We start from the raw sequence: 19762 nt of genomic DNA, 5'->3' as shown, positions 1-19762 counted from the left end.
GGGGTCAGATGAAAATGGGGTCAGATGAAAATTTCATCTGACCCCATTTTCATCTGACCCCATCTTTTACCCGAAACAGGGAATAGGTCACCTGGCCAGCGCTTTTCTGGCGATGCAACTGCCAGGTGCCTGGTGCGGCAGGGGTTGGGATCTCGCTTTCGTGTTCCACGTAAATCCAGCTCCCGGGCCTGATCCATTCCTGTTGGGCAAGGAGCGGGAACAGCCTTTCCAGCCAGCCCTGGCGGAAAGGTGGATCCATGAACACAATGTCAAACGGTGGGCGGTTTCTCTGTTTCAGGTAGCTTTCAACCTCGGTACAGACCACTTCACCGCCGCTGGATTTAAGCAGTCTGAGATTGTCTCTCAAGGCTGTGGCCAATGCCGGGGTGTGGTCCACGAGGGTAGCCGTGGCAGCGCCCCGGGAAAGTGCCTCCAGCCCCAGTGCGCCAGATCCGGCAAACAGATCCAGGCAGTCACTGCCGACAATTTGAAAGGCAAGCCAGCTGAAGAGGGTCTCCCGGGTGCGGGCGGGCGTGGGCCGAACGCCACCGGCATCCGGAAAGCGCAGTTTCCGGCTGCGCCAGTCGCCACCTATGATCCGCAGTTCACCGGTGCCACCGTCTTTGCGTGCCGACGCCGGGCCGCGATTGGGCGGGTTTCTTTTTGAAGGGCTCTGGCTTGCGGTTTTTCTGCGCGCCATGTTCGCGGCTCCACGGGTGCGTGTTTGCATTGGGGTACAAGCGCGCATCTTACCGGAAACCGGGACCGGCGCGATAATCGGGGCGGCCCTCACTTCAACGGGACAGTCTGCTAGAATGTCGGCTTTGATTGTCCCGCCCATTCAGACTGATGGATTGACTTTATGACGGCAGAGTGGATTTCAATCGGCCTTCTGGCCCTTCTTGTGCTCGTATTTGTCCTTGATATCGCTGGTAACCGTAGCCGGGCACCGCGCCCGAAACCGGTGCCACAGCGCAAGCCGGAGGTTGCCAAAGGGCCGGCACCGGAGCCGGACAAGGGCGAGAGCGAACCGCCTGCCGCTGTTGAGCCGGAACCGGAACCCGAGCCTCAGGCCCGCGTTTTCGAGCGTATCCGGAAGGGGTTGGGCAAGACCCGGGCGAGCCTGGCCGGCGGGCTGTCGGACCTGTTCTCGCTGAGCAAAAAAATTGACGAAGACCTGCTGGAGGAAATCGAAACCACGCTGCTGATGGCAGACGTTGGTGTTACCGCTACCTCTGAAATCATTGACTCGCTCACCGACAAGCTTGAGCGCAATCAGCTCAAGGATGGGGAAGCCCTGCGCAAGGCATTGAGGGATGAACTGCATGGTTTGCTGAAAGACGTGACCAAGCCGCTGCAGATTGACTCCGCCAGGAACCCCTACGTCATTCTCATGGTGGGTGTAAACGGCGTGGGTAAGACCACCACCATCGGCAAGCTCACCAAGAAATTTCAGAACGAAGGCAAATCGGTGATGCTGGCCGCTGGCGATACCTTCCGTGCCGCGGCGGTCGAGCAGTTGCAGGTCTGGGGTGAGCGCAACAACGTACCGGTGGTGGCGCAACATACCGGCGCTGACAGTGCATCGGTCATCTTTGATGCGATCCAGTCTGCCAAGTCTCGGGGCGTGGACGTGGTGATTGCGGATACCGCAGGGCGATTGCAGAACAAGGACAACCTCATGAACGAGCTTGAGAAAGTTGTCCGGGTGATGAAAAAGCTGGACGAATCCGCGCCCCATGAGGTGATGCTGGTGCTGGATGCAGGCACCGGCCAGAATGCCCTGAGCCAGGCCCAGGTGTTCCAGCGGGCGGTCGGCGTGAGCGGCATTACCTTAACGAAACTGGACGGCACCGCCAAGGGCGGTATCGTGTTTGCCATTGCCCGCCAGTTGCAGTTGCCCATCCGCTTTATCGGTGTTGGTGAGCAGGTGGATGATCTGCGCAGTTTCGATGCCGAGACCTTTGTGGGTGCCCTGTTTGACGAATAGCCTGGAGTTAAGCCCAGCGGTAGCCGCCCATGATTGAGTTTTGTCAGGTCACCAAGCGATACGACAGCGATCACACCGCCCTGCGCCAGGTCAATTTTGGCTTGGAGCGCGGTGAGCTGGCGTTTCTTACCGGCCACTCCGGTGCCGGTAAAAGTACCCTGCTGAAACTCATCATGGTGATGGAGCGCCCCAGTGCCGGCGAGGTTATCGTTGGCGGGCAGCTACTTAACCGCTTGCCGCGCCGCCAGATACCCTACGTTCGCCGCCACATCGGAGTGGTATTTCAGAACCACCAGCTGCTTTTCGACCGTACAGTCTTTGATAATGTGGCCATGCCTCTGGAAGTCATGGGGGCATCCCCCAGGGATACCGGGCGCCGGGTTCGGGCCGCCCTGGACAAGGTGGGGTTGCTGGACAAGGAAAAGATGAACCCGATGCAGCTTTCCGGTGGTGAGCAACAGCGGGTGGGTATTGCCCGGGCTGTGGTGAACAAACCCCCGGTCCTGCTGGCGGATGAGCCGACCGGTAACCTTGATCCGGCGTTGTCTGCCGATATCATGAACCTCTTTGGTCAGTTCAGCCAGGTGGGTGTTACCGTACTGATCGCGACCCACGACATTGCCCTGATCAACAAAATGGAGCGGCGGACCCTGACGCTTGACCACGGTCGCCTGACAGCGGGTGGCGCACCAGTGGCGGGGGGGTGTGAGTGACCGCTGACCCCCGACTACGACGAAAGCCGGAGCAGGCCCGTGGCGCAAACAGGGCACGCCCGGCATGGCGCGAGCAGGTGGGAAGCTACCTGACCCACCACCGCAAGGTGGCCCGGGACAGCGCCCGGCGTCTGGGGCGCACCCCGGTTGCCAGTCTGATGACCTGGACAGTGATGGGGGTAGCGCTGGCGCTGCCGGTCGCGCTGCTATTATTGCTGACCAGTCTTCAGGGTGTGAGTGCTGGCTGGGAGAGCAGTGCGCGGGTGACCGCCTATATCGACCTGGAGGTGCCCCTGGAACAGGCCCGCGAGCTCCGTGATGAGATGGCCGCAGATGGACGGATCGCCCGTGTCGACCTGGTGGATCGCGACCAGGCGCTGAAGGAGTTCCGGGCATCGTCCGGGCTTGAAGATGCCCTGGATTACCTGCAAGAAAATCCCTTGCCGCACACCCTGTTGGTGACGCCCGAGGAGGGTGCCCGTTCTGCGGAAGGTGTAGAAGCTCTGGTCCGGTTTATGGAGGGGATGGAGGGCGTCGATCGGGTTCAGGTGGACCTGGGCTGGTTGCAGCGCCTGAACGCCATGACCGATCTGTTGGCCCGGGCCGTCTGGGCGCTGGCTGTCGTGCTGGCGACTGCGGTGGTGCTGGTGATCGGCAATACTGTGCGACTGTCGATCGAGAGCCGGCGGGATGAAATTCTCGTTGCCAAACTGGTGGGCGGCACCGACAGCTTCGTTCGCAGGCCCTTTCTCTATACCGGCGCCTGGTTCGGTCTGGGTGGTGGGGTAGTGGCACTGATATTGTTGCAGCTCTCCTTATGGTGGCTCAGCGGGCCCATAGAGCGGCTGGCAGGCCTGTACCGCAGTGATTTCTCGCTCAACGGTCTGAACTTTGATGGTGCGCTGGCGTTGATTATTGTAGCGATGCTGCTAGGCTGGCTTGGCGCCTGGGTCGCGGTGAAGCGTCATCTGGATGACATGGAGCCGGGCGATATTGCCGGAGGCTAATGATCCGGATAACGGGAAAACCGTATTGTGGAAACAGCATCCGCTGAGGTACTGTTGACAACCACAAAGTCACGGTGAATTTTCCAGATAGCTGATTCATAAGGTTTTACTGGGAAGTTTGGGAACTTTTGAGGTTCTTGGCGGCCTTACGCGTAATTGGTATATTTAAGGACCGTCGGGTTCGGAGGTTAAAGCATGGGTACGAGTTTACAGCTGGTTGACAGACTGGTTCCGGGCGCAAATCTCGAGTCGTACATTCAGGCTGCGAGTCGCATTCCGGTGCTCACCGCGGAGGAAGAACGGAAACTGGCCGAGCGGCTCCATTATGAAGGCGACGTGGACGCAGCCCGTTACCTGGTCATGTCACACCTGCGTTTCGTGATCCACATTGCCCGGAGCTATTCCGGTTACGGCCTGTCACAGGCAGACCTGATCCAGGAAGGCAACGTTGGCCTGATGAAGGCAGTCAAGCGCTTTAACCCTGAGTACGGGGTTCGACTGGTGTCCTTTGCCGTGCACTGGATCAAGGCCGAGATTCACGAGTTCATCCTGCGTAACTGGCGTATTGTGAAAGTGGCCACCACCAAGGCCCAGCGCAAGCTGTTCTTCAATCTGCGCAGCCAGAAGAAAAAGCTGGCCTGGCTCAGTCACGATGAGCTGAACGCAGTGGCGGAAGATCTGGGTGTCGCGCCCAGGGTCGTCCGGGAAATGGAAGGCCGGCTGGCCTCCCATGACACGGCGTTCGATGGTCCGATGGACGATGACGAGGATAATGCCTATCAGGCGCCGGCGTATTATCTGGAAGACACCCGTAGCAATCCGGCCACCCAACTGGAGAATTCCGACTGGTCAGAGGACTCCAATGGCCGCCTGATGGAGGCTCTGGAGCAGCTGGACGAGCGTAGCCAGGACATCCTGAGGGAGCGCTGGCTGTCTGAAAGCAAATCGACATTGCATGAGTTGGCGGATAAGTATGGCGTGTCTGCGGAGCGGATTCGGCAGCTTGAGAAGAATGCAATGAAGAAGATCCGCGTGCAGATGTCTGAGGCGGCTTGATTTATCGGCCAGGCTTTCTGGGCTGCGCAATTAAGAACGCCACCACCGGTTCCGGTTGGTGGCGTTTTTGTTTGTATAATCGGAAACTTTACCTGGGGGCAGAAGCGATTGGGTGGGCCTTTCCAAAACACGCTGTGAATACGTCCCTGTACGCTCGGCTCCGCCCTCCGCGCGGTTTTGGAAAGGCCCACCCAATCCCTTCTCGAACTTCTGGTGTTAAGGCCTGAAAAATGACTACAAATCGTCCTCATATTGCCTTTCTGGGTATCGGCCTGATGGGCGCGCCGATGACCCGAAATCTTCTGAACGCGGGTTTCCCGATGACTTTGTGGAACCGGACTGCCAGCAAGTGTGCGCTGTTTGCCTCGGAGGCATTGATTGCCGGGTCTCCGGCAGAGGCGGTTGCCGCTGCCGATGTGGTGATCACCATGCTGGAGAACAGCGATGTGGTGGAGCAGGTTTTGGTGGCGCAGGGGGTGCTTGGGGCCCTGAAGCCGGGTGCGCTGGTGATTGATATGAGCTCTGTTCAACCCTCCGTGGCCCGGCACCATGGCGAGCTGGTTGCAGAGCGGGGTGCTGGCTATGTGGATGCGCCGGTTTCCGGGGGCACGGTGGGCGCGGCTGAGGCCCGTCTAAGCATCATGGCCGGGGGTTCGGAGGCGGATGTGGACCGGGCGCGGCCGGTGTTTGAGGTGCTGGGCAAGTGCACGAGGATTGGCCCTGTGGGATCTGGCCAGTTGGCGAAGCTGGCCAACCAGGCGATTGTGGGGATTACTATCGGCGCCGTGTCCGAGGCATTATTGCTGGCGGCCAGGGGCGGAGCGGATCCGGCGGCGGTTCGGGAAGCCTTGTTGGGTGGCTTTGCCGGCAGCCGGATTCTGGAATTGCACGGCCAGAGGATGATTGACCGCGATTTCGCGCCCGGTGCTCCGGCCCGTATTCAGCTTAAGGATATGCGCATGATTCTGGATGAGGCTCGCGCAGAAGGTTTAACTCTGCCGCTGGCTCAGCAGACCCATAATGAATATCTGTCGCTGGTCGCCAATGGCCACAGTGAGGTCGACCACAGCGGCCTGCTGCTGGAGTTGGAGCAACTGAACGGCGCACTCCTTGGCTCCCTTGGCCGCGGCCCCAAGGAGTAACCACACCTACTCTGTTTTGCTGCCAGCCTGTCCATGCTGTTCAATCGGGTGCCGGGAAGATTAACATTTTTGAATGTTTTTTGCGGCCATCGACAGCGTGGGTTATGAAGGTTAGGTAAGTGCCGAGTATCGGCCCCCAGGCGCCACGGGCGGCAGTCTGGGCTGGATGGCGGGTAAGGGTTGACCGTCGCCATAGGCGACACCCTCTTACAAGATGGTAACTGGCCGGCTTGCCAAGTTCTTCGTACCCTTGTGGTCAATGAAATCGTGGTCAATGTAATCCGCTATCGGGAGGAGAGCCGGTGAAAGCGCTGGTAATCGAAGACGATCAGGACGTAGCAAATTATCTTGTCAAAGGGCTGAAGGAATCCGACTTCGTGGTGGACCATGCGGCCGACGGCAAGGAAGGCATGATGATGGCGGCCAGTGAGGACTACGACATCATGATTGTGGACCGCATGCTGCCGGGGATGGATGGGCTGTCTATTATCAAGACTGTCCGGGCTACCGGAAACCAGGTGCCGGTTCTGATTCTGAGCGCCCTGGGTGATGTGGATGACCGTGTTGAGGGCCTGCGGGGCGGTGGTGATGACTACCTGACCAAGCCGTTTTCCTTCACCGAGTTGTTGGCCCGCATCGAATCCCTGATCCGACGCAATCGGCAGACGGCGGAAACCGAAACCGTATTGCGGGTGGCGGATCTGGAAATGGATCTGCTGGCCCGGACCGTCAAGCGAGCGGGCCAGAACATTGATGTTCAGCCCCGCGAATTCCGGTTGCTGGAATATCTGATGCGCAACGCCGGCCAGGTGGTCACCCGGACCATGCTGCTGGAGAAAGTCTGGGACTACCACTTCGATCCCCAGACCAATGTCATAGACGTGCATATCAGCCGGCTGCGAGCCAAGATCGACAAGGAATTCGATACCCCCTTACTGCAAACCATCCGGGGTGCAGGGTACATGTTACGTGAAACTGCTTAGCCAGCTCAGGACCTCGTCTTTTCAGTTGGCCCTGTTGTACATGGTGGTGTTTGCCACCTCGGTGTTTCTGCTGCTGGCCTTTATTTACTGGCGTACAGCGGGCTTCATGACCGCCCAGACCGACGAAACCATTGAAGCGGAAATCGCCGGTCTGGCGGAGCAGTACCGTGGCCGTGGTGTCAACGGCCTGATCACTATCATTCGCGAGCGCGTTGCCCGCGATCCCAATGCCAAATCCATTTATCTGCTGACCACCGACGACTTCCTCAAGCTCGCCGGTAACATCGAGACCTGGCCCGAAGGAAGCCGGTCCGAAAGCGGCTGGATCAATTTTACCCTGGATAAGTCCGTTGGCTGGACAGGCCCTGAGCGCCTGGCCCGTGCCCGTATTTTTGAAGTTCAGGGTGGCCTGCGTTTGCTGGTGGGCAGGGATGTGGATGAGCTCACCAACCTGAAACGGGTGATTGAAACCGCCATCAACTGGGGGATGGGAATCACCCTGGGGCTCGCCCTGCTGGGTGGCTTTTTGATGAGCCGGAGCACGACCCGGCGGATTGAGGTCATCAACAATACCTCCCGCCGAATCATGAATGGCCATCTGTCCCTGAGAATTCCTACCCGCGGAACGGACGACGATTTTGACCAGCTGGCGGAAAACCTTAACCAGATGCTGGACCGCATTGTTTATCTGATGGAAGGCATCCGGCACGTTTCCGACAGCATTGCCCATGACCTTCGCACCCCCCTGACCCGCCTGCGGAACCAACTTGAAAATACCCTGATGTCGGTCGATAACGATGAAGCGAGGGAACAGGCTGGCCGCGCCGTGGCCGAGGCCGATCAGTTGCTGGCAACCTTCAACGCCTTGCTGCGGATTGCCCGGCTTGAAACCCGGGGCAACGCGGCTGACATGAAACCGGTATCGCTGGATGAACTGGTTACCGACGCCTGTGAACTCTATGAGGCGCTGTCGGAGGATAAAGACCAGTCCTTTGAGCAGTCCCTGGAAAGCGGCGTGATGATCGAAGGTGACCGGGACCTGCTGTTCCAGATGGTCAGCAACCTGATCGATAACGCGATCAAATACACGCCGGAACACGGAGTTATTGGTGTTGCCGTGCGAAAGGAAGGTGCCGAGGCGATCTTCGAGGTTCGGGACAGTGGTATCGGTATTCCCGATGCCGAGAAAGATCAGGTGTTCCAGCGTTTCTATCGCGTTGGCAAGAGCCGCTCATTGCCAGGTAACGGCCTGGGGTTGAGCCTGGTGAGTGCGGTTGCGGAAATTCATCAGGGCCGGATTGTTCTGAGCGATACCTACCCGGGGGACGCGTTGCCCGGACTGACTGTGACCGTCCGGATGCCTGCCTTTACCGAGGCCCGCAGACGGACCCGGGCAGCGCAGGCAGAACAGCCATCGGACTCAGCGGGAGCGGAAGCCCCAGCCGCAACAGAATCCACTGGCGCAGAAACTCACTGACTGGCACGGAACCGGTTAATCCTCGACAGTACCGGGCTTACCAGGGCATCTGTGCGGCATTCAATCTGGTGGGTAATCTTTTCAACCTGTGAGCGGCGGCGATTCACCCGCACCTGAATACTGTCCCACTCCCCCTCCAGATGCTTTTGCTCGGCCATCACAAAGGCTGCAATGTTATGGCGGTTCACCTTGCCGGTGATGCCGAGCTGGTCCAGCCTGTAACCCACGGCGTCTACGCCATTAAGTGCCATATTCAACAATTTTTGAGTATTCATGTCGGTATCTCCGTCACTGGAACCTGTAAAAAGTTACTTTGCCAAAGCTATGCCTTACCCCTAGAGTGTGCAACCTAATTCCCGGGGGAGAGGGCCGGCCATTTCCCTGACCAAAAGGTAATTCCTCGGCCACGCCGGTGTAATGCTCGCTGTGCATAATGGATACTGTAGCTTTGGAAGCCTGCACGCATTGTTGCTTGCTTCTCCCTCCAGCACAGCGCTAGCCTTACCCCGTTTTTACGGGGTTTTTTTGTACCCTGGTTTTTTTATTCATACAGGCACAGGACGTTGTGAACCGATGACCGAGGCCCCCGGAAATGGTGCTCCGCGCCCAAGATACATCACCCCGGACGGTGAGCGGGCGCTGCGTGACGAATTGCAGTACCTGTGGAAGGTGAAGCGGCCGGAAGTGACCCAGGCAGTGAGAGAAGCCGCTGCCCTTGGTGATCGTTCCGAGAATGCTGAGTACATTTACGGCAAGAAGCAGTTACGGGAAATCGACCGCCGGGTTCGCTTTTTGGGCAAGCGGCTGGAAGAGCTGACCGTTGTGGACCGGTTGCCGGATGATCGCAACAAGGTATTTTTCGGCGCCTGGGTGACGGTGGAAGATGAGAATGGTGACGAGCAAACCTATCGACTGGTAGGGGCGGATGAATTTGATCTGGATAAAGGCTATCTGAGCATCAACTCGCCTCTGGCCCGGGCCCTGATCGGCAAGCGCCTCGACGATGAGGTGAATGTTTGCACTCCGGAGGGCTGGAAATCCCTGTTTGTGGTTGGCATCCGCTATCCGGAGCCCTCGGGCGACAAGTGAAAAGCGTCACAGAATCGTCGACTGACCGGGAAATCGGTGTGCATTGACGATAGACTGACCAAAAATTGTCACGCGATGTGTGCAGGCAAGGATCTGTCAGCCGGGAATGTCATCATGGGTATGCGCTCAGAATGCGAAAAAACGGAAAGGAACGCCAGTCATTCGCTGGCTTTGGCCGGATTGGCGGCAGCGCTGATGTCTCCGGCTTTCGCCCTGGCGGAAGAAGCGACATCCGCAGAGAGCGAGGTTCGCGCCTTCCAGTTTGAAGAGCGGTCGACCATTCACACCATTCCGCTTCGCTCCATTGAGGAAGAAGTCTTGGCGAATACCGTGATTGAGGGCGGCCTTGCGGCTCCGGCAGTCGATGTGCCGGTACCGCCTCGCACTGAAGAAGATTTCTATCTGTACCCTCTGGCGCTTCAGCCTGGCGACAGCCGTACCGACCTGGGCCGCTCCGAGATTCCGGCGGAGTTCCGGTTCAGTAATCCCAAGTCCATTCCCGGGCAGACCCATGGCAACAACTACCTGATCCGCCCGGCCGAGAACCGCACCTACGACGCCCTGAACATCAACATGACCGGGCGCTGAAGCTGGTTTCAGGCAGCGGCACAGCCGGAACTGTCCATCGACGCCTTGCCAAGCACGTCCTCGTAAAAGAATGCCAGAGCCTGACTGGCCTGGTTGAATCGCGCCCGGGATACCCGCAGGCGATCACTCAGATAATCCAGAAACAGCTGGCGGTCCTCGTTGGCCAGGGCTTCCGGGTCCTTCGGATCGTGGAACAGCACGAACCGGGTGATCCAGTGAAGGTATGTCTGTTCGGAACGCTGATTGAGCTGATGTTTGCGGATGGCGTCCTTGACCCGGCCCACAAGGCCCGGCTGGCTTTGTTCCAGCGCCTCGGTGATGTCCATGGGAAACTCTTCCTGATGAATTGGTATTGTTATAGTGCGTGCATCTTATGACAGTCTTTTGACCGTCGCAAAACTTTTGGGAGGGGATTGATCCCGATCAGGCTCCTGACCGGGACCCGGGGTGCGGTGCGGCTTACTTCAGTGATTCGAGCCTGTCGATGTACTTCTGCATGGCATCGTCGCCGGACATGCCCTTGAGTTTTTCCCAGGCATCAAACTTGGCCCGCCCGACAAAATCCATCATGCCCGGGCGCTTGCCAGACACATCACCTGCGGTGGCCTGTTTGTAGAGCGCGTAGAACTCCAGTTTCATCTCATTGGACGGTTTGAAGTCGCCCTCAGCGGTCTGGATGTGGTTGACGGCTTCGTCAAAGCGGGTTTTCAGGTCACTCATGTTGATCTCCTAATAGTTACACTTTGTTCCTGTCAGTTGGGCGAGTATAGCCCCAGCCAGATGCTCCGTCATTGGCTCTGTACCCCTGCACGGGCGGTGAAACAGAGGTATTCTGGCAAAAGCTTGCCCGGGCGCACATTCCGGAAGAATACTGGCCAGCTTTTGCTTGAGAAAGGCAAATGATCTGTGTAGAGTCTTGTTCGTTGCGCGCCGGGAGGGTGCGTACAAGGGATTGAACAATTGCAAAAGACTTGCACAGGGAGCAATCACATGTCTTCTAGAGACGGTTCCGTCGCGCCGAAAGAGCGCATTAATATCAAGTACGTCCCCGCCACCGGCGATCAGCAGGCTGAAGCCGAGCTACCGCTGAAAATGTTCGTGGTTGGCGATTTCAAGGGACACGCCGAAGAAACCCCCATCGAAGATCGCAAGGCCATTTCCATTGACAAGGACAACTTTCGTTCGGTCATGAAAGAAGCCGGCCTGACCCTTTCCACTACCGTTGCCAACAAGCTGGATGAGGGCGCCGGCGAGCTGCCGGTGAACCTGGAATTCCAGACCCTTGATGATTTCTCCCCAGACAGCGTTGCCCGTCAGGTGCCTGAGCTGAACAGGCTGATTGAACTGCGGGAGGCCCTGGTGGCCCTCAAGGGCCCGCTGGGTAACGTGCCGTTGTTCCGGTCCAAACTACAGGAACTGCTGGACAACGATGGCGCTAGGGACAAACTGCTGGCTGAACTGGAACTGGCCACGGACAGCGGCGAGTAAGCGGACGCCCGTCAAAAACTCCGACTCAATTCAAAACGTACTGAAGGGATGTGGTATGTCTGATACTGCCGTGCAGCAATCTGCTGCCTCCGAATCCGCCGCAGATGCTATTCAATCAGGGGCTGAAGGCTCTCTGTTGGACCAGATCATGGCCAACAGCCGCATGGCACCGGCGGATGAGGGTTACGATGTCGCCCGCAAAGGGGTGGCAACGTTTATTGCCAACCTGCTGAAAAGCGATGGAAAAGGCCAGCCAGTCAACAAGGCGCTGGTGGACCAGATGGTGGTTGAGCTGGACCGAAAAATCAGCGCCCAGATGGATGAAATCCTGCATGCGCCTAAGTTGCAGGAACTGGAATCCTCCTGGCGTGGCCTGAAGCTGCTGGTGGATCGCACGGACTTTCGTGAAAACATCAAGGTGGACATTCTCCACGCCACCAAGACCGAATTGCTGGAAGACTTTGAGTTCGCCCCCGACGTTACCCAGACCGGTTTCTACAAGCACATTTACTCCACAGAGTATGGTCAGTTCGGCGGTGAGCCGGTCGGCGCGGTGGTGGGAAACTACGGGTTCACCCCGTCCACACCGGATATAAAGCTACTGCAGTATGTCTCGTCCGTCGGCGCCATGGCCCATGCGCCATTCCTGTCCTCCGTTGCGCCTTCGTTCTTCGGCGTCGACAGCTACCAGGAACTGCCGGCTATCAAGGAACTGAAAGCGGTTTTCGAAGGTCCGAAATACGCCAAGTGGCGTTCCCTGCGAGAGTCCGAAGACGCCCGCTACCTGGGCCTGACCTCACCCCGCTTCCTGCTGCGGGTGCCTTACGACCCCACCGAAAATCCGGTGCGCAGTTTCAACTACAAGGAAGACGTGTCCGCCGACCACGAGCATTACCTGTGGGGCAACACTGCCTACCTGCTGGCCACCCGCCTGACCGAAAGCTTCGCCAGGTATCGCTGGTGCCCGAACATCATCGGCCCGCAAAGCGGTGGTGCGGTGGAAGACCTGCCGGTTCATCTGTTCGAATCCTTTGGCCAGCTCGAAGCCAAGATTCCGACCGAAGTGCTGATCACCGACCGCCGCGAATACGAAATGGCCGACGAAGGCTTCATCGCCCTGACCATGCGCAAGGGCAGTGACAACGCCGCGTTCTTCTCCGCCAACTCGGTGCAGAAACCCAGGCAGTTCCCGAACACCAAGGAAGGCAAGGAGGCGGAAACCAACTACAAGCTGGGGACCCAACTGCCTTACATGATGATCGTCAACCGCCTGGCCCACTACATCAAAGTGCTGCAGCGGGAACAGATTGGCTCCTGGAAGGAACGCCAGGACCTGGAGCGGGAACTGAACACCTGGATCCGCCAATACGTGGCCGACCAGGAAAACCCGCCGGCGGATGTCCGCAGCCGTCGCCCGTTGCGTGCCGCTCAGGTCACGGTATCCGACGTGGAAGGCGATCCAGGCTGGTACCAGGTCTCCCTGGCCGTGCGTCCGCATTTCAAGTACATGGGCGCCAACTTCGAACTGTCACTGGTTGGCCGGCTGGACAAGGATTAATCGGTGTTCAATCACCCGGCCAGCGACGGATCGCAGGCCAACAGCGGCAGCCTGTTCGAGAGACTGGAGCAGGCCGCCGCACCGGCCGGCCAGAGCATGGGAGAAGTCACCCATGTGGTTGAATCCATCAAGCGCCACCTGGTCCGCCTGCTGAACGCCCACCCAGGCAACAGCGCGAGCGTACCGGACCTGGGGTTGCTGGATTTCAACGACGCCACACTCGGCACCCACGATCTGAGCGTCCAGATCCGCAGCGCGATCCGACAGTGCATCGAGAAGTTTGAACCGAGGGTGAAGCGGGTAGACGTCGTCAATCTTCCCCAGGGGCCTGATCCGCTGCAACTGAGGTTTCAGGTGACGGTGTATCTGAACACTGCAGGAAGCGATGACAGAACCACGATTGACCTGGTACTGGACGACAAGCGCTACTATCGAGTGATGTGAGTAGTAACAGGCAAGGATGAGAGCATGGCCAGGGGTACTTCCCAAAAGTGTGCGAAGCCATGGATGGCGGAGCCCAAGCGTCCCATGGACGGGCTTGAAGCGTCTTCTGGGAAGTACCCCTGGCCATGCTCGGAGTTAGAGGGGGCGGAGGTACTCTTCTTCTGGGAAAAAGCAACTCACTGCGCTCAGACATCTTTTCCCCGCCAGAAAAGCACCTCCACCCCCTCTGGCCTGGCAATGGTGTAATACCGATGAAGTTGAACCGATTCTACAGGGACGAGCTAAGTTTTCTCAGGCTTCAGGGCCGGGAATTCGCGGATGCCTATCCACAGCTGACAAGGTTTCTTTCGGAGCAGAGCACCGATCCGGATGTTGAACGGCTGTTGGAAGGCTTCGCCTTTCTGACCGGCAAGCTCCGTGAAAAAGTTGAGGACGAATTCCCGGAAATCACCCACTCGCTGCTGAACATGCTGTGGCCGAACTACCTGCGCCCGATGCCCAGCTGCACCATCATGCGCTTTGACCCGCAACTGCATGCCATCAGCGAACACCAGCGGGTGGACCGCCATACCGAGATCAAGAGCCGGCCCCTGGGCGACGCCACCCGCCAGACCCAGTGCCGGTTCCGGACCTGCCGGGCTGTGGACGTGTTTCCCGTGAGCGTGGCCGCGGCTCATGCTGAGCATTCACAGGAAGTGTCCTCGGTGACCGTGGACCTGGCGCTGCATACCGATCAACCACTCTCATCCCTGGGCATGGACAGCCTGCGTTTTTACCTGGGCGGCGAGAGCCACATTGCGGAAACCCTGTTTCTCTGGCTGAACCACTATCTGGAGCGGATCGAACTGGTGGTGGGTGAATCGATCTACCGCCTGCCTGCCTCGCTGCTGCAGCCGGTCGGCTTCGGCAATGACGAAGGGTTGCTGCCGTACCCCAAGAATGCCTACCCCGGGTACCGCATTTTGCAGGAATATCTCAGCTTCCCCGAGGCCTTCTGCTTTGTGGATATTCAGGGTCTCGGAGGTCGGCTGCCGGCCGTGCAGGCGGACGAAATCAGCCTGCGTTTCCATTTCAGCCGGAGACTGCCACCCGATGCCAGGGTGCAGGAAGACCATTTTCAGTTGTACTGCACGCCGGCCGTGAACCTCTTTACCCACGAGGCCGAACCGGTGGACCTTAACGGCCGGCAGACCGAATACCGGATTTCACCGTCCAGCCGCTCGCCAGACCATTTTGAGGTATTCAGCATCGAGCAGGTGGAAGGCTGGCTCGAGGGTCGGTCCGGGCGCGGCGAGCCGCGCATCTACACCGCCTTCGAGAGTTTCCAGCATGAGGTGGAGCGGGATCGGGGCCGTACGGCGTTGTATTACCGGGTTCGGGCGAGGAACAGTGTTCGCGGCGACGGCTTTGATCATTACATGTCGTTCGTCCGGGGTGACGAGTCCGAGTGTCTGAGCCGGCAGGAAGCGATTTCCCTGACGCTGACCTGCACCAACCGCCAGTTGCCGAGCCAGCTGGCAGTGGGCGAAATCTGCATGGCGACCGAGAGTACGCCGGCGTTTGCCACATTCGGTAATATTACCCGGCCCACTGCGACCCTGCGGCCAACCCTCGACGGCAGCCTGTTGTGGACGCTGATATCCAATCTGTCCCTCAACTATCTGTCCATGCTGGATGTGGATGCCCTGCGCACGGTGTTACGGGTCTACGACTTCCGGGCATTGGTGGACCGCCAGGCGGAGCGGGTCTCCCGGAAGCGTCTGGCCGGTATCGCGGGCATCGAGACAAGCCCGGTGGACCGGATGGTGAAAGGGCTGCCCGTGCGGGGCATCCGCTCGGTGCTGAAGCTGGACCAGCAGGCCTTTGCTTCTGAGGGTGATCTTTACCTGTTCGGCACGGTTCTTAGCCAGTTCTTTGCCCTGTATGCCAGCATTAATGCATTCCACCAACTGGAAGTGGTGAACACCGACAATCAGGAACGGTACACATGGACGTTACAGCAAGGTCAGCAGCCGCTGATGTAGCCGGGCTGCAACCCGTTCTCGGCAATGCGCGGCGATACAGCTTTTTCCAGCTGGTGGACCTGATTCACCGGCATCATGGGGATGATCTGGAGCGAACCAGCGACGATCAGCCCCACCAGCAGCGGATCCGGTTTTCCGCCTCCGCGGGACTGGGCTTTCCCGGCAGCGATGTGGTCTCGGCGCTGTCGCCGGAGCATGAGCATGCGCCCTATCAGATGGAAGTCAGCTTTCTGGGGCTGCACGGTTCCCAGTCGCCGTTGCCGGGCTATTATCTGGAGGATCTGGCCTGGGAGGCGGGCCAGAATCTGGGCATTCGCCGCCATTTTCTCGATTTCTTCAACCATCGCCTGGTCACCCTGTTTCATCGGGCGTGGCGCAAGTACCGCTACTACGTTCGGTTTCAGCCGGGCGCCTCGGACGGTTTTTCGGAACTGATCTTTGCCCTGGTGGGCCTCGGCGATAGCCGGTTGCGGGAGGCTACGCCGGTGAACTGGTCCAGGATGCTGGCTTATTCCGGGCTGATGGCGGGCCGCAGCCGGTCGCCAGAGGTGGTGAGTGGCATCGTGGCCCACTGTTTTGATCTGGATGATGTCAGCATTGAGCAGTGGGTCTTGCGCAAGGTGGCCATCGCCAGCGATCAGCAGACCCGGCTGGGGCAGGTTAACGCCTGTCTGGGCAACGACATTCTGGTGGGATCGGCCATTCGGGATCGCAGTGGCAAGTTCGTGCTCAGGTTGCGGAACCTCAGCCGGCAACGATTCGCAGACTTCCTGCCCAATGGCCAGGATCACCAGCGCCTGGTCAAACTGGTGGAGTTCGCCACTCGGGAGCAGTTGGCCTACGACCTGGAACTCCAGATGCGCCCAAAGGACATCCGCCCCATGCAACTGGGTGAGGATGTGCGGCTGGGCTGGAATTCCTTTGTCACCCCGGACAAGGCCCGGCGCCGGCCGGCGGTCCGGATTCAGATACGCCGGTAGATCCGGCAGGGAAGGCACTCATGGAAGAACAACAGGCCGCGGGCCTGAAACTGACCGTTGCCAATCCGACCGTTGCCGGCGGTGGTGCAACCATCGAACACTGTTTCAGCGTTTGCGGCGGCTCCATCGGCACGGCAGCCAGTGATACCTGGCGATTGTCGTCCCAGCGAACAGGCGCGGTTCCCGGCCACGCGGAAATCCGGTTTCTGGATGGTGGCTTCTGCCTGATTGATCGCAGTGGCCGGACCTACATCAACAGCGCCAGTCAGCCCGTGGGACGGGGCCGCCGGGCACGACTGAAGCATGGCGATACCGTCAGTATCGGACGCTACCGACTTCGTGCCGAGCTGGCCGAGGCCGTCTCGGAGCCATTCATTGGGAGCAGTAAGACAGTCATTGAGAGCGGTGAGGCAGAGCAGGCCAGTCGCCTGGTTGATGTGGGCGAGGGGCAACTGGTCCGGGGTTCGGACCCCATGGGTCCGAGCGAGGATCCGGAGCCGTTACAGAAACTGGCTCCGGTTGCCGGGGCGGCATTGAGTGACGATCCATTGGCGCCCTGGACCGGACAGCCCGGGGAAGAAGAGCCGGATACCGACGCCCTGATGGCCAGTGACGCCTCCTGGTATGCCGCTGAAAGGAATGTGTCGGATGAATACCGTGAAAACCGCGACGTGGCGCTCGGCTTACCTGTTCGCAAAGGAGAGAGAGACAGGATGTCTGAGACCACAAAGACCAATGATCGCCGGGATGCGCCAGATCAGAGCAGCAAACACATCAGTGGTGCCCCTCTGCTGCGGGGCATGGAAGCCGGGTTGGACTTTGCCGACAGTGACGAGATGAGACTGTTCCTGGAGGAGGCCGGGCAAACCCTTAAGGCCACCATGGAAGGTCTGCTGGCCCTGCACCTGGGAGAAGACAGCCGGCATCGGGCGCTGAGGACCCGTCTGCAACCCCTTGAAGACAATCCACTGCGTCTGGGTGAGTCTTATGAAGACACAGTGCAGACCCTGTTCGCCGGTCACCGCAGCCCGGTTCACCTGTCGGCACCGGCGGCGGTGCGGGAGAGCCTGCAGAGTCTGAATCATCATCAGCAGGCAACCCACGCTGCTATCAGCGAGGCGCTGGAGGCCATCCTGCATGCCTTTTCACCCGAGGCGTTGCTACGCCGTTTTCACGGATACCGGCGTGGCCTGCGCCCGAATGAAGATGAGGGACGCTGGGCCTGGGAGATGTACCAGCACTATTACCGTGAACTGAAATCCAGTCGTCAGCAGGGATTCGAGCGCCTGTTCCAGGAGGTGTTCGAACAGGCTTACGACCAAAACCTGCGTCAACTACAGAGGGAGAACCCGTTGTGAAGACCTGCAAATGGAGTTTGCTGGCCATCGTATTCGTGCTTGCAGGATGCAGCACACCCTATAACGCCGTCACCAAAACCGCAAAAGTGCTCTGGGATCCGGATATCCCGGTGGGATACCCGGAAGATCTCCCCAGCCGGGTAGGGCTGACCATGGTGGCCGAACCGGATGTAAACCCGAACGAATCCCTGGCGCCCACCCCCATCGCGTTTCAGATCATCGAAATGCGCGACAGCTCTCTGCTTATGGCCGGGGATTTTGACCAGCTTCTGAGTGACCTGGAGTCGTCCCTGGGCCAGAACTATGTGGACCACAGCGACTATTCCCTGGTGCCGGGCCAGTTCAAGTTCATTGAGCCCTTTGAGATCGGCCAGGACACGCGTTTTATCGGTGTGATCGCCTTCTACGCCTATCCGAACCTGTCCCAGTGGAAGAAGGTGGTTAAGGTGGACCCGATCGGAGGCCGCTACAACCTGCTGGTGAACCTGCGGGAGCGGGAAGTTCAACTCAAGCATTCGGATGACACCTGATGGCAGTAACCAATCGAGTCGTGTGGAGTGATGGCCTGTTTATCAAGCCACAACACTTCCAGCAACAGCAGCGATATCTGGAACACCAGATCAATGAACGGGCGTTCGCGATCTCCGATTATCTGTACGGCTTCAGCGACCTGGAACTGAATGCGGAGTACCTGAGTTTCGGCCGGGTTGGCCTGGTGCGGGCATCCGGGCTGTTCCCGGATGGCACCCGCTTTAGCCTGCCCCAGGACGATGTGATGCCCGAGCCGATGGAAATCACCGATGCCTCCGTGGCCAATCAGATCGTGTACCTGGCCCTGCCACTGGGCAGTGACAGCCTCGCCGAAGTGGAATGGCCGGACGCCCCCGTGGCGGGCCGGTTTCGTGCCGACTCCCGGGAAATCCGGGATCTGCATTCGATTGACGGCGATGCCCACGCCATTGATGTGGGCCGAGTGGCGCCCCGCCTGATGCTGGAGAGGGAAGATCGCAGCGCCTATGCGGCCCTGGCCATCGGCCGGATTCTTGAGAAGCGCCCGGACGGAAGCCTGGTGATGGACCCGAACTTCCTCCCGACCATGCTGAGTGTGCGAGCGGCACCAAGGCTGCAGCGATTTGTCGGGGAAATGGCGGGCCTGATGCGGGAGCGGGCACGCAATATCGCCGAGCGTGTCGGTGCCCCTGGCCAGGGCGGTGTTGCGGATGTGGCGGATTTCATGCTGCTGCAGATGCTGAACCGGGCCCATCCCAGGTTCATGCATCTGGCTCGCCTGCGCCAGTTGCATCCTGAACGGCTGTTCGAAGCCCTGCTCGAGCTGTGTGGAGAGTTGGTGACCTTCACCGATGAAGGACGCCTGCCCAGAGAGTACCCGGCCTATGATCACGATTTGCCGGAAGACTGTTTCACGCCACTGATGCAGGTTCTGCGACAGTCCCTGAGTACCGTGCTGGAACCACGGGCTCTGGCTATCCAGCTTCAGCAGCGCCAGTACGGCCTGACGGTGGCGCCGGTTCAGGACGCCCAGTTGGTCCGGGATGCGGAATTCATTCTTGCGGTCAAAGCCGACATGCCGCTGGACGATCTGCGCAAGCAGTTCACCCAGCAGTGCAAGGTGGCCTCGGTGGAGAAGATACGGGACCTCATCAGCCTTCAACTCCCAGGGATTCCGCTCTCTGCGCTGCCGGTTGCACCCCGGCAATTGCCGTATCACGCCGGATTCGTGTACTTCCGCCTGGACGACCAGAGCCAGGCCTGGCAGATGCTCGACAACGCCAGCGGCTTCGCGTTCCACGTGGCCGGCAGTTTCCCGGGCATGGAAATGCAGTTCTGGGCAATCAGGAGCTAAA

Annotated in this window: 21 protein-coding genes; 17 read left to right on the top strand and 4 right to left on the bottom strand. The window is 59.2% G+C overall.

Going from position 1 to position 19762, the window contains the following annotated elements; all coding sequences use genetic code 11:
• Window positions 1-49: 49 nt before the first annotated feature.
• Window positions 50-700 carry a 16S rRNA (guanine(966)-N(2))-methyltransferase RsmD gene (rsmD, locus tag QPL96_RS11430; RefSeq protein WP_303287499.1) on the bottom strand — a complete coding sequence of 217 codons (651 nt, stop codon included), beginning with the start codon at window positions 698-700 and terminating at the stop codon, window positions 50-52.
• Between the two features lie 162 nt (window positions 701-862).
• On the opposite strand from rsmD, the gene ftsY reads away from it, so the two are divergent.
• The 7 genes from ftsY (at window position 863) to QPL96_RS11395 (ending at window position 8368) form a co-directional block, all read left to right on the top strand.
• A complete protein-coding gene (gene ftsY / locus QPL96_RS11425) occupies window positions 863-1990 on the top strand; it encodes a signal recognition particle-docking protein FtsY (RefSeq protein WP_303287498.1) in 1128 nt (375 codons plus the stop codon).
• A 29-nt stretch (window positions 1991-2019) separates the two neighbouring features.
• The gene (ftsE, locus tag QPL96_RS11420; RefSeq protein WP_303287497.1) at window positions 2020-2703 is read left to right on the top strand and encodes a cell division ATP-binding protein FtsE; all 684 of its coding nucleotides are present in this window, start codon (window positions 2020-2022) and stop codon (window positions 2701-2703) included.
• Complete coding sequence (ftsX, locus tag QPL96_RS11415; RefSeq protein ID WP_303287496.1) at window positions 2700-3710, top strand: permease-like cell division protein FtsX; 1011 nt, start codon at window positions 2700-2702, stop codon at window positions 3708-3710. The genes ftsE and ftsX overlap by 4 nt, the downstream gene beginning before the upstream one ends.
• Window positions 3711-3905: 195 nt before the next feature.
• Complete coding sequence (gene rpoH, locus QPL96_RS11410) at window positions 3906-4766, top strand: RNA polymerase sigma factor RpoH (RefSeq protein WP_303287495.1); 861 nt, start codon at window positions 3906-3908, stop codon at window positions 4764-4766.
• 230 nt (window positions 4767-4996) lie between these two features.
• A complete protein-coding gene (locus QPL96_RS11405) occupies window positions 4997-5908 on the top strand; it encodes an NAD(P)-dependent oxidoreductase (RefSeq protein ID WP_303287494.1) in 912 nt (303 codons plus the stop codon).
• A 302-nt stretch (window positions 5909-6210) separates the two neighbouring features.
• On the top strand, window positions 6211-6891 hold the full coding sequence (locus QPL96_RS11400) for a response regulator transcription factor (RefSeq protein ID WP_117619081.1): 681 nt from the start codon (window positions 6211-6213) through the stop codon (window positions 6889-6891).
• Window positions 6878-8368, top strand: a complete 1491-nt coding sequence (locus QPL96_RS11395; protein WP_303287493.1) for a HAMP domain-containing sensor histidine kinase — start codon at window positions 6878-6880, stop codon at window positions 8366-8368. Before QPL96_RS11400 ends, QPL96_RS11395 begins: the two co-directional genes overlap by 14 nt.
• Here QPL96_RS11395 and QPL96_RS11390 read toward each other — a convergent pair.
• Window positions 8362-8643, bottom strand: a complete 282-nt coding sequence (locus QPL96_RS11390) for a hypothetical protein (protein WP_303287492.1) — start codon at window positions 8641-8643, stop codon at window positions 8362-8364. The two genes, QPL96_RS11395 and QPL96_RS11390, sit on opposite strands and share 7 nt — an antisense overlap.
• 298 nt (window positions 8644-8941) lie before the next feature.
• On the opposite strand from QPL96_RS11390, the gene greB reads away from it, so the two are divergent.
• Together greB and QPL96_RS11380 are read left to right on the top strand one after the other, a co-directional pair.
• A complete protein-coding gene (greB, locus tag QPL96_RS11385) occupies window positions 8942-9457 on the top strand; it encodes a transcription elongation factor GreB (protein WP_303287491.1) in 516 nt (171 codons plus the stop codon).
• A 114-nt stretch (window positions 9458-9571) separates the two neighbouring features.
• The gene (locus QPL96_RS11380; RefSeq protein ID WP_339752058.1) at window positions 9572-10045 is read left to right on the top strand and encodes a hypothetical protein; all 474 of its coding nucleotides are present in this window, start codon (window positions 9572-9574) and stop codon (window positions 10043-10045) included.
• Between the two features lie 8 nt (window positions 10046-10053).
• Here the strand turns inward: QPL96_RS11380 and QPL96_RS11375 are convergent, their stop codons facing one another.
• The gene (locus tag QPL96_RS11375) at window positions 10054-10371 is read right to left on the bottom strand and encodes a site-specific integrase (protein ID WP_303287490.1); all 318 of its coding nucleotides are present in this window, start codon (window positions 10369-10371) and stop codon (window positions 10054-10056) included.
• Between the two features lie 133 nt (window positions 10372-10504).
• Window positions 10505-10765, bottom strand: coding sequence for an acyl-CoA-binding protein (locus QPL96_RS11370; protein ID WP_303287489.1), 261 nt, complete (start codon window positions 10763-10765; stop codon window positions 10505-10507).
• Window positions 10766-11035: 270 nt separating this feature from the next.
• Here QPL96_RS11370 and tssB point away from each other — a divergent pair, with 270 nt between their 5' ends.
• The 8 genes from tssB to tssK all read left to right on the top strand — a co-directional run bounded on the left by tssB (window position 11036) and on the right by tssK (window position 19761).
• Entirely contained in the window at window positions 11036-11533 is a 498-nt protein-coding gene (gene tssB / locus QPL96_RS11365; protein WP_303287488.1) for a type VI secretion system contractile sheath small subunit, read from the top strand.
• Between the two features lie 55 nt (window positions 11534-11588).
• Window positions 11589-13091 (top strand): type VI secretion system contractile sheath large subunit, encoded by a 1503-nt coding sequence (tssC, locus tag QPL96_RS11360; RefSeq protein WP_303287487.1) that lies wholly within the window; start codon window positions 11589-11591, stop codon window positions 13089-13091.
• A 3-nt stretch (window positions 13092-13094) separates the two neighbouring features.
• Window positions 13095-13535, top strand: coding sequence for a type VI secretion system baseplate subunit TssE (gene tssE, locus QPL96_RS11355; RefSeq protein ID WP_303287486.1), 441 nt, complete (start codon window positions 13095-13097; stop codon window positions 13533-13535).
• Window positions 13536-13786: 251 nt separating this feature from the next.
• Window positions 13787-15559 (top strand): type VI secretion system baseplate subunit TssF, encoded by a 1773-nt coding sequence (gene tssF / locus QPL96_RS11350; RefSeq protein WP_303287485.1) that lies wholly within the window; start codon window positions 13787-13789, stop codon window positions 15557-15559.
• Window positions 15523-16539, top strand: coding sequence for a type VI secretion system baseplate subunit TssG (gene tssG, locus QPL96_RS11345; RefSeq protein WP_303287484.1), 1017 nt, complete (start codon window positions 15523-15525; stop codon window positions 16537-16539). Before tssF ends, tssG begins: the two co-directional genes overlap by 37 nt.
• A gap of 20 nt (window positions 16540-16559) precedes the next feature.
• Entirely contained in the window at window positions 16560-17897 is a 1338-nt protein-coding gene (tagH, locus tag QPL96_RS11340; RefSeq protein ID WP_303287483.1) for a type VI secretion system-associated FHA domain protein TagH, read from the top strand.
• A complete protein-coding gene (gene tssJ, locus QPL96_RS11335) occupies window positions 17894-18427 on the top strand; it encodes a type VI secretion system lipoprotein TssJ (protein WP_064229634.1) in 534 nt (177 codons plus the stop codon). Before tagH ends, tssJ begins: the two co-directional genes overlap by 4 nt.
• Complete coding sequence (gene tssK / locus QPL96_RS11330) at window positions 18427-19761, top strand: type VI secretion system baseplate subunit TssK (RefSeq protein WP_303287482.1); 1335 nt, start codon at window positions 18427-18429, stop codon at window positions 19759-19761. Before tssJ ends, tssK begins: the two co-directional genes overlap by 1 nt.
• Window position 19762: the final 1 nt, after the last annotated feature.

The sequence above is a fragment of the Marinobacter sp. SS8-8 genome (genome assembly GCF_030540945.1).
GTDB lineage: Bacteria > Pseudomonadota > Gammaproteobacteria > Pseudomonadales > Oleiphilaceae > Marinobacter.
This window is presented reverse-complemented; position numbering and strand designations above follow the sequence as displayed.

Excerpts from the sequence above, each read along its gene's own strand:
- rsmD (WP_303287499.1), bottom strand. The coding sequence starts at position 700 with ATGGCGCGCAGAAAAACCGCAAGCCAGAGCCCTTCAAAAAGAAACCCG.
- ftsY (WP_303287498.1), top strand. The coding sequence starts at position 863 with ATGACGGCAGAGTGGATTTCAATCGGCCTTCTGGCCCTTCTTGTGCTC.
- ftsE (WP_303287497.1), top strand. The coding sequence starts at position 2,020 with ATGATTGAGTTTTGTCAGGTCACCAAGCGATACGACAGCGATCACACC.
- rpoH (WP_303287495.1), top strand. The coding sequence starts at position 3,906 with ATGGGTACGAGTTTACAGCTGGTTGACAGACTGGTTCCGGGCGCAAAT.
- QPL96_RS11405 (WP_303287494.1), top strand. The coding sequence starts at position 4,997 with ATGACTACAAATCGTCCTCATATTGCCTTTCTGGGTATCGGCCTGATG.
- QPL96_RS11390 (WP_303287492.1), bottom strand. The coding sequence starts at position 8,643 with ATGAATACTCAAAAATTGTTGAATATGGCACTTAATGGCGTAGACGCC.
- greB (WP_303287491.1), top strand. The coding sequence starts at position 8,942 with ATGACCGAGGCCCCCGGAAATGGTGCTCCGCGCCCAAGATACATCACC.
- QPL96_RS11380 (WP_339752058.1), top strand. The coding sequence starts at position 9,572 with ATGGGTATGCGCTCAGAATGCGAAAAAACGGAAAGGAACGCCAGTCAT.
- QPL96_RS11375 (WP_303287490.1), bottom strand. The coding sequence starts at position 10,371 with ATGGACATCACCGAGGCGCTGGAACAAAGCCAGCCGGGCCTTGTGGGC.
- QPL96_RS11370 (WP_303287489.1), bottom strand. The coding sequence starts at position 10,765 with ATGAGTGACCTGAAAACCCGCTTTGACGAAGCCGTCAACCACATCCAG.
- tssB (WP_303287488.1), top strand. The coding sequence starts at position 11,036 with ATGTCTTCTAGAGACGGTTCCGTCGCGCCGAAAGAGCGCATTAATATC.
- tssC (WP_303287487.1), top strand. The coding sequence starts at position 11,589 with ATGTCTGATACTGCCGTGCAGCAATCTGCTGCCTCCGAATCCGCCGCA.
- tssF (WP_303287485.1), top strand. The coding sequence starts at position 13,787 with ATGAAGTTGAACCGATTCTACAGGGACGAGCTAAGTTTTCTCAGGCTT.
- tssG (WP_303287484.1), top strand. The coding sequence starts at position 15,523 with ATGGACGTTACAGCAAGGTCAGCAGCCGCTGATGTAGCCGGGCTGCAA.
- tagH (WP_303287483.1), top strand. The coding sequence starts at position 16,560 with ATGGAAGAACAACAGGCCGCGGGCCTGAAACTGACCGTTGCCAATCCG.
- tssK (WP_303287482.1), top strand. The coding sequence starts at position 18,427 with ATGGCAGTAACCAATCGAGTCGTGTGGAGTGATGGCCTGTTTATCAAG.